The sequence below is a fragment of the Ligilactobacillus salivarius DSM 20555 = ATCC 11741 genome (assembly GCF_001435955.1).
In the GTDB taxonomy this organism is placed as follows: domain Bacteria; phylum Bacillota; class Bacilli; order Lactobacillales; family Lactobacillaceae; genus Ligilactobacillus; species Ligilactobacillus salivarius.
Map to the genome: position 1 here is coordinate 43059 of NZ_AYYT01000013.1, position 9471 is coordinate 52529.

A 9471-nucleotide genomic window follows, 5' to 3' on the forward strand; every position below is an offset into this window, starting at 1 on the left:
GAAGGACTGGGAGTATGAGGTTTTTCAGGAAAAAGATAAGAACTAAAATTGAAGATAGGCTCTTTTTAAGAATAGATTGGAATGAAGATTTTAATTTAAAGACGGACGCATTAAAAAATTTGGTTGAAAGAATAGACCAAGAACATGCAAGTCGAAGTAACAAAAGTGTTATTAAAGATTTTCCATATATTACTATTCAGAACGCTGAGGAATTATTTGCATTAATTCGTGATGATCTTTTAAGCAATGAAGATGATTATATTGTAATAGACAAAGTACAACTTGTTTATCAAGATGAAGAGACCCCAGCAAGTATTGAAAATCAAGCTTTTGTTAATAAATTAGTTATTAACAAAGACTATCGTAATTTATTGAAACCTTTAGTTGCGACAGTTTTTAATGAACCAGTTTTTGATCAAGAACCATATGAACAAACATATGAATCAAAGATTGAATATTTTCAAGAAAATATTTTTCCATTTTATGAAGATGAACTGGAGATAGATAGTACTGATATACCAATCTTACCAAGTTTAGAAGATGTTACAGCAGCTAAAGTAAATAATACTAAGTTAAAAATTAAATATCCTGACGAAAATCACTACTTAAATGGAGTAAGAAATCAAACTGAAGAGCCAAACTCAGACATTAATCAATCTGACTCGCAACCAATAGTAGAAGAAGATCATGGCCAAAATGTTATGCTGAATGATTCTCTAGAAATGCAAGAACCACCAGTTTTGCCAGAGAAAAAAGTTCAGACTACTACACAACAAGTTTCAAATTCAACAGTAAATGATGAAGAAACAGGTAGTTTGCTAGATGATTTAGCTAGTAGTTGGGAATCAAATAGTCAAAATAAACACTTGACTAATTTGGATAATGTTAATAGTTTCGAAGGTAATGTTGATGTTAAATTAAACGATATACCAGTTTCTACTACAGAACTATCCTTTACTTTTCCACGCTTTGAAATTGTTACTTTTGAAAAGTCTAGTTATGAGCCTTATGAAACGGAATATCCAGCCTGGAAACTAAATGAACAAAAGAAACAATGGAATGACTTTTTAGAACAACAAGAAAAAATTAATTTGCGTTGGGCGAAAAAGTCTGTATCACAAGCAATTGAAGCTTTTGAAAATACAGAAAAAGAAGCATTAGGACATAAGATTGCTAAAAGTGATCATAGAGATAATTTAAAGCAAGAAGTTTTAGTTGAGGTAAAGAAACGCCAAGCCAAAGATTTAAAATCACGTTTAGCTAACTTAAAACAGGAACATGAGAGCAACTTGGAAGAACTAAAAGAAGAGTATGAGCAGAAAGTTCGTATAGCTAAGGCTGACTATGAAGAAGCTAAGCAAATTAGAACTAAAGAGATTGAAAGTGAGTATTATAAAATTGCTCATGATGAATATCAGGAGAAATATTTTGCATTGACTGCAGGTTTACAAAAAATTGCAGACGAAGGATTAGCTATGATTGCCAAAGAAAAAAGTGCTAGATTAGATTTTCTAAATCAAGAAAAAACTGAAACAGCTGAAAAGGTTGGGCAACAATTATTTGAAAGTTGTCAAAGTCGTTTAGGCGATTTAGAAAAGAGTTACTTGCAAGAACATCAGGTTGCAAGAACAGAACATAATTTAGCTAGAAAAGAAGCTTTAAATATTGATTTGGTAGCTAAAGCTAAAGAACATTCTGAACAAATGAAAAATGAAGTACAAAAACTTAAACAAGATAATCAACGTTTACAAGCTGAAAAACAGGCTGCTGCTGAAAGGTTAATTGATCAAAAACAAGAAACAGTAAATCATACCGCTAATATGTTAAAAGAATTTCAAGCTCAAGCTACGCAACAAAAAGTTCTTGAAACTAAAGAACCTGTTGAAGAAAAAAGTGTGGGTAAACAACAATCTTCAACATCTGGGTCTAGTTTAGGCAAAGTAGCTTTAGGTGTATTTTTAGGTATAGGTGTTTCAGCAGGGTCTTTTGGTGTTTATTCATATAATCAACATTTAGCACAACAAAATGCTGCTATTCAGAGAATTAGTGATCGCCTAGAATCTCAAGAATCCCAGAATAAAGTCCTTTTAAGCCAAAGAGACAAGGCAATTAAAGAAAAAGAAAAAGCAAGTTCTCAAGCTAAAGCAAATAGCAAGAAACTTGATTCTACAAAGGCTAATAGTTCTTCTAATTCCAATTTTGATAATACTAATCAAGCTACCAGCAGTGCTAATACTACCAGTAGTAAATAAGAGAAGGGGATCAGTAATTTTTGCTGATCCCCTTTATTCACAAAGAGAAAGAAGGGATAAATTTGATATTTGAAATAATTTGGGTTGTGCTTAAATCTTTAATATTGATAATTTATAATCTAATTTCTATTTCAATCATATCGTTGTTTCAAGTACTTAGTTTTATGTTAGTAGTAATTTGGAATACACAAATTTTATGGATATTAAACTTACCCGAATTGGTCTTACTGGTAGGGTGTTTATTAGGAATTTTAGTTTGGTTGTCATTCAGATTTAAAATCAAATTTGCTATTAAAATAATTAATAACTTTAGAGAAAAGTTTAAATTTTCTAGGGTATGGATTAATAAACTACAAAGAAAACAAGATGAATTAAGGCAAAATTGGCAAGAAAAAACGAAAGACAAAGGAAAAACGAAAGTAATTGGAACATTAATTGTAGATCTTTTAGTGTTGCCAATCAGACTAATTATCCTATTAGTTAGTGATATTGCCTTACGGATAGTTTATCCTTTGAAAATAGTTAACCATCAACGTAGAAGATTTTTTAAAGAGAAGAAACCATTTTTACGCTTTAAGACATGGAGATCCTTTTTCGCTATGGGAATAGGTTTTAATTTAGGAATAATCTTATTAACAGATTATCTTGTTAGCATTATTAGAGCGATAATTACATGTATTTATCTCAATATTCTTAATCCAAAGAATTTGGTGAATTTTGACTGGACGGTTTTAAGGTGGACGAATCTGTTTAATATAAGTGTTTTTTTGGTTTCTCCAGTTTTAGCAATACCATTATCACTAATAGGAGCATGGGTTGTATGGAAGTCTGCTTGGATAAATTGGGAACAATATCGTGATTACAATAACAACGAATCAGGTGACGACCGTTTTGCTAAATTAAGTGAGGTAAAACGTCAATATTATCTTGCACCTGATCGTCATAAAGAATATTCAGGAGAAAGTGGAATTCCGATTTTACATCTTAATAAGCAAAATATAGCAGGATTAACTCTAGGTACTTTAATGCGTTATCGAAGTAAAAAAGTAACAGATTTTTTGCAAGATCTTATGCAAAAAACAGGAGTTTCAAAATTAGTTACAGGAATCTACTTATTAGTTAAAGAACCGATTAATATTATCGTCAATGGGACAACTAGATCTGGTAAAGGTGAAAGTTTAGTTAATCCTTCAATTGATACTATTAGTCGAGCTAAGAAGAAATCTTCATTAGTAGTAACTGACCCTAAAGGTGAAATCTATCAAGCTTCGTATAAAACATTACGTAAACGTGGCTATAACGTTCAAGTTCTATCTTTTCAAGATATGGATTGGTCAATGTCATACGATCCATTAGCTTTAGCTAAAGAAGCAGCTAAACATGGATATTACGAAAAAGTTCAAGAACGAGTAAATGCCGTAGCAGAAGCAATTTATCGTAAATCTAAAGGTGGATTTACCAAAGGAAATGAAAAATATTGGGAAGATACAGCAATTTCATTATTTAACGCTATTACAATTGCACTAATTGATAGAGCAAATGAAACATATAATAGTGATCAAGAAAAAGACGCCTGGGATACAGTAACTGTTAGAAATGTAGCTAAGTTTCTAATAGATTTAGGTTCAGAAATTGTTCCAGTTAATGAAAATGGAGAAGAAGTAGTAACTCCAGATCCTAGAATTAGATATAAAACTAAATCTAAATTGACATTGTATTTTGACCAACTTAGAAAAATTAATGATAAAGAGTTTTCTAAATTTAGAGAAATGGCAGACATTAATTTAAGAAATAGTGATTTTGCTTCAGAAGAAACTAAAGGTAATATTTATTCTTCAATGCTTTCAGGAATTAATTTATTTCTACAAGATAATATTGCTAGATTAACCTCTAAAAATTCCTTAGATTTGGAATCGGTTGGTAATCCTAGAAGATTACAAGTGCATTTTAGATCTAGTCGTATGAAAGGTGAGCCTAACTTATATGTACATCAAGCAGCATACATTAGCATTTATCAAACAGGTTATAGCTCTAAAGTAGGAATCAAAGGTAAACGTAAATATTTTGTACGTAGCGATAAGGTTTTGCTAGATGGAAATGGTTACTTGAATTATGTTATTCAAAAACCATTGTCTGATAAATTTATTATCGAAATTAACTTTAATGATCGCAATAATAGACGTGAGATTATTAACGATCGTTGCAAGTTAGCAGGACGCAAGCGTTATTCCAAAGATAAAGATGAAATAACTGGCAGATATGAATTAAAAGACGTTAAAGTCGATATTCGAAGTACACAGGGGTTATTTGAATTAGATGAATTTACTGATATTAATCTAATTTATTCAGATAAGCCAACAGCACTATTTTTAGTAACTCCTCCTAACCGAAGTGAATATAATTCAATGAGTTCCTTATTGATTGACCAACTTTTTAATGCAAATTATGAAGTAGCTTTAAAGGCAGGAAGGAAAACTTCAATTAGAATACAGTTTATTCTAGACGAATTTGGTAATTTACCACCAATTCCTAAAATGTCTGAAAAACTAAACATTGGATTGGGGCAAAATATTCAATTTATGTTATTTGTGCAAGAGTTGACTCAATTAGTAGATAAGTATGGTAAAGAAAGTGCTGATGGAATTTTAGCAGCCTGTTCATTAAACATTTTAATTAAAGCAATCGTTAAAGATACGCTAAGCTTTTATAGTGAGCAGTTAGGTAAGAAGACAATAACCAAACGTGGTAAGTCAACTAATATTTTAGATGAAGCTAATCCCAATATTAGAACTGAAAACCCAGAACAAGCTTTAATGACTGTTACACAATTAAGAAATTTACAAGCAGGGGAAATGGTTATTATTCGTGGAGTTAAAACAATGGATAGATATGGTAAAAAAGTTACACCAGATCCAATATTTGCACATGGGAAAACCGAAATGCCTTATAGATATATGTTTTTGAATAAAGAGTTTGATCAATCAATGACTTTAAGTGATATACCTGTTGAAAGTAAGCATAGAAATCTTGATTTAAGACAAGTCGCTCTTGACTCTAGAGATGTTTACGAGCAATTAAAGGCATGGCGGAGTGATTTAGGAAATATTCAAAATGCCAAGCTTAGAGCTAGAAAAAATCTTTATCAGGAATATTTGAGAGAAAGACCTGAAAAAACCGTAGAAGATATTGAAGAAATTCCTGAAAACATTGTTGTAGAAAGCTAATTTTAATGAATTAGTTTAACTATTTCAAATTAAATATAGTTGTCATTAAAATAGTAAATTTTATTTTCTACGGTATGCTTGACGTATTAATTAAGAATGTGAGGTGACAAATGTGAAAAATGAGTTTAAATCGAGTAGAAAAATATTTAATAAAATTAGGCTGCCTAAAGTCAAGCATAAAAAGATTATATGGCTGGGACTAGCATTTTTATTGATATTCGGTATTTTTACTCCAATAACGGCTTTAGCAGCCGACAAGACTTCAGGTTTCACAAGTTTTGATCAATTAATGAAGACAGTTGGTTCGTTTAACGGGACTTTAAAAGAAGGGCCTCCAACTGACGCTGCATTGTGGTATTACAATCACTGGGGACAATACTTAAAGGCTTCTCCAGTATATATTGCTTTAGGAAACGGAGTATTAGGAACGATAGCTAAAGTTTTATATGGTTTTGTCAATGGCTTAGAAAATATTTACGAGAATTTGTTTAACCTGTTTGGATTATTTGGCTATCTTAGTGACAATAAACAAGGTGGAATTTTCTACACTGTTTATCATGGTTTACAAACTGTAGGACTTTCACTTTTTATTATGTTATTAGTTGGGTATATAATTATCAGTTTATTTACTAGCAGACCTAAATATAAAGATATTATGGTCAGACTTATTACAGCTAGTTTTATAATTGGAGCTTTACCCTGGGGAATCACTCAATTTAGTACTGCAATTCAAAAAGATATTGGGACAACGATTAAATCTAAAAGTCTAGGTTCATTAGCTGTTCAACCTATTCGAAATAATACAGTTGATTTAAAGGTATTAGCAGAAAATGGATTTGACGAGAAAACATATCCATTAGATAGTAAGGGCTATTTAAAAAATATCAAAAAAGCAAATAATATAACCGATAGTAAGAAGAAGGTAAATACCAGTGATTATGTAGGTAATGTTAACTTTAGTGCGTCTTTAGGTGTTTCTGATACTGATGTAGGAAATTCTTTAGATAAAGCTCATAAAGGCTTGAAAGGTTTATTTGAACATGAGCCTAACTCAACTGACGATAAAGTAATTGCAATTACTGAACATAGATTTATGAAGAGTGCTAATGCCTTAGAAAATATTTATCCACGTTATCGAGTTAACTGGATAGCAGTATATGCACAATATATTGTTTTAATTGTGTTATTACTATCAATGTCGATTAAAATTGTAAAATCAATCTATGAAGTTTTCTTTACATCAGTGATTGCTCCGTTGATTGCTTATACAGAAGTAGAAGGAAATAAAAAAGTTAAAGAACTACTTGGTGCAGTTGTTGGTGGAATTGCAGGTATATTCTTTGAAGTTTTAACTTTAAGAATGACAGTTGAAATTCTAAGAGATTTACCAAACTTAAAAGTTTTTGACGGACTATCAAGTTGGCAAAATTGGATTATGGCAATTATCATCTATCTAGGTATATTCTTTGGTGCAATGCAAGGAATTACAATTGTTGAACGCTGGTTAGGTGTTTCAACTGGTCATAATGAACAAATGCAACAGATGATGGGAGCCATGATGTTAGCTGGTGTTGCTGGTGGAGCTGCAAGTGGTTTAGGTCATTTAGGAGCTGGAGCTGCAAGTAGTGCTGCTAGTGGTGTAAGTAGAGGTACAAAAGCTTTACCAGGTATGGCAAGAAACTTTGCAAATAAGGCAGCTGGTGGCATAGGAGCTGCTCAAGGTGTTGGTAATAAGATTGCTCAACAAGGATTAGGAAAAACAATGTCTTCTGGGGCTACTAACGCCTTTAATAAAGCGTCAAAAGGAATTTCTAATAAAGCTGAGCAGTTTAAAAAATCAGGAAGCGGCATTAAAGATTCTTACAATCAAGGTGTAAAATCTGGGAGTAAAGCAGTAAATAATAATTCTCCAAGTGCTGATGATGTTTTAAAAGGGAAAGCTGATCCCCCTGGGCCTGATACTTCAAAAATGTCTAATAGTCCAGGCACCTCTGACGATGCAAAACGGCAACAACTAGAAGATCAGGCTACTACGACATACAATCCTGACGGAACTAAGAACTATCAACCAGGAGCTAATGATGGAGCTAATAGTCCAGCAAATCGCCTAAATAGAATGAATGAACGAAATGACACAGGTGGCGGTACTTCAAAAGATGATGGTGGAAATCAAGATGACGGAGAGAGTGGGATAAGTAACCAGCAACCACCTCAAAGTAGTAATGTAGATGGTGGAATAAATGGCTCACAACCACCTCAAAGTAATGGAGAGAATGGAACAAATAGTTCACAGCCACCTCAGAATAATGAAGTAAATGGTTCTCAACCATCTCAAAATGACGGAGGAAATGGAGTAAATAAATCACAACCTACACAACCACCTAAAAATAATAAGCATGTAAATCAATATTTAAATAAGGATAAGAAGACTAATAATCAATATCAAAAATCTAAAGAATCATTCCAAAAAGCACAAGGAAAACTTCAACAAGGAATGATGTATTTCAATCAAAAAAGCCATATTCAAGCTAAAGAGATTGATGAATAGGAAAAAGCAGCTCAATTTGGGCTGTTTTTTTATATGTAGTACAATGTTGCTTTTGTCATAAAAATGGTACTTTTTGAAATTCAAGTTATAGTTTCTATATCAAATATATTAGAGGTGATTTTTTTATGGTTTCTAAAAATAATATAAGAAACAAGATGGAACAAACTGCTAATAGAACTCCGCATTACGCAATTCGTAAGGTAGGTGTAGGAGTTGCTTCAGTTTTAATTTCAACAACTCTTTATATGGGGGCTAACACTGCAAAAGCTGATAGCTTACCAAATACAGCGACAGATGTTACTACAACTAAACCAACAACAGTTAGTTCTTCAAGTTCAACTCAGGAAAATACAACTGCCGATCAAACTACAGAATCAACAACGCCTATAGTTAATAATTCTGTTGATTCAAATGCTGGTACACAAATCAAGTATCAATCAAGTTCAAAAAGAAGAAGTAACTTATGATACAACTAGCCAAACTGTAGAAGTAGAGTATACAAAACTTCCAGATAAAGAAACAGCTGTTGCTTCTAATAAGCAACAAGTAACGCTTCCAACTCCTAAGAAACAAGCGAAAGTTCAATCTAAGTTTGTAACAACTGAGTTACCACAAACAGGAGAAAAGAGAAATAGTGGTTTGATTGCGACAGGTTTAGCAAGTATAGTTGCTAGTTTAGGTTTAACAGGGATTATGAAACGTAAGAAAAGGAAAAATAAAAATTAGAATTTAAGACTGGAGAATAGAGTAATGGAGAATGAATTGATAGAATTAAGGGATCAAATAATTGATGAGCAAGATCAGATGATTGATATGCAAAAACAGTTAATAGAACAATTACAGAAGAAATTAGAGCAAAAAGATTTAGAGAACAAAAAATTGCAAGAGAAGATACAAGAGGGGGTAGCAAGACTATAAAAGGAAGGCCAAAGACTAGATTAGACTTGAAAAAGATATTAATGAACTAAAACGTTTGTTATAATATGTGTAGTGATATAGGTTCCTAATAGAAATACAGAATCCCCTTCAACTGAGGGGATTTTTTATTGTCTATAAGTAACCGTTTTACTATCTAACAGCTATCTAACTTATCATTATCAATTTATTCTCTAATAGCTGTTAAATTACTATTATTATTCTCTTACTCTCTAATAACTATCTATGGCTTGTTAACTTACTTATTCTTTAATAAAATCATTTGCTGTAAATTTGCAGCTGATGATGATATAATTATATAAGATTATAAGTATACGAGGTGATTTTTATGGAACTGACACAACCTGCAACAATTTTGCGAAATTATTCTAAAGTGTTAGATGATTTAGATGTAGGAAAACCAATTATATTAACTAAGAATGGTGTTGGAAAAGCTGCTTTAGTTAACATTGAACAATGGGATAGGCTACAGGCTGAAATAAGATTATTAAAAGAACTAAATAAAGCTGAA

Annotated in this window: 7 protein-coding genes; all 7 read left to right on the forward strand. The window is 31.8% G+C overall.

Features of this window, described 5'->3' with window-relative positions:
- The first annotated feature begins 14 nt into the window (after nucleotides 1–14).
- Entirely contained in the window at nucleotides 15–2252 is a 2238-nt protein-coding gene (locus FC55_RS06715; protein WP_003699041.1) for a hypothetical protein, read from the forward strand.
- A gap of 164 nt (nucleotides 2253–2416) precedes the next feature.
- The gene (locus FC55_RS06720) at nucleotides 2417–5476 is read left to right on the forward strand and encodes a VirD4-like conjugal transfer protein, CD1115 family (RefSeq protein ID WP_003699042.1); all 3060 of its coding nucleotides are present in this window, start codon (nucleotides 2417–2419) and stop codon (nucleotides 5474–5476) included.
- A 211-nt stretch (nucleotides 5477–5687) separates the two neighbouring features.
- Complete coding sequence (locus FC55_RS06725; RefSeq protein ID WP_133174174.1) at nucleotides 5688–8024, forward strand: pLS20_p028 family conjugation system transmembrane protein; 2337 nt, start codon at nucleotides 5688–5690, stop codon at nucleotides 8022–8024.
- Nucleotides 8025–8149: 125 nt separating this feature from the next.
- Nucleotides 8150–8491 (forward strand): YSIRK-type signal peptide-containing protein, encoded by a 342-nt coding sequence (locus FC55_RS06730; RefSeq protein ID WP_003699044.1) that lies wholly within the window; start codon nucleotides 8150–8152, stop codon nucleotides 8489–8491.
- Complete coding sequence (locus FC55_RS06735; RefSeq protein WP_003699045.1) at nucleotides 8436–8750, forward strand: LPXTG cell wall anchor domain-containing protein; 315 nt, start codon at nucleotides 8436–8438, stop codon at nucleotides 8748–8750. Before FC55_RS06730 ends, FC55_RS06735 begins: the two co-directional genes overlap by 56 nt.
- Nucleotides 8751–8774: 24 nt before the next feature.
- Nucleotides 8775–8942, forward strand: coding sequence for a hypothetical protein (locus tag FC55_RS09915; RefSeq protein WP_003699046.1), 168 nt, complete (start codon nucleotides 8775–8777; stop codon nucleotides 8940–8942).
- Nucleotides 8943–9288: 346 nt separating this feature from the next.
- Nucleotides 9289–9471, forward strand: a 183-nt coding sequence (locus FC55_RS06740) for a type II toxin-antitoxin system prevent-host-death family antitoxin (RefSeq protein WP_057704746.1), incomplete at its 3' end; no start/stop codon positions are given.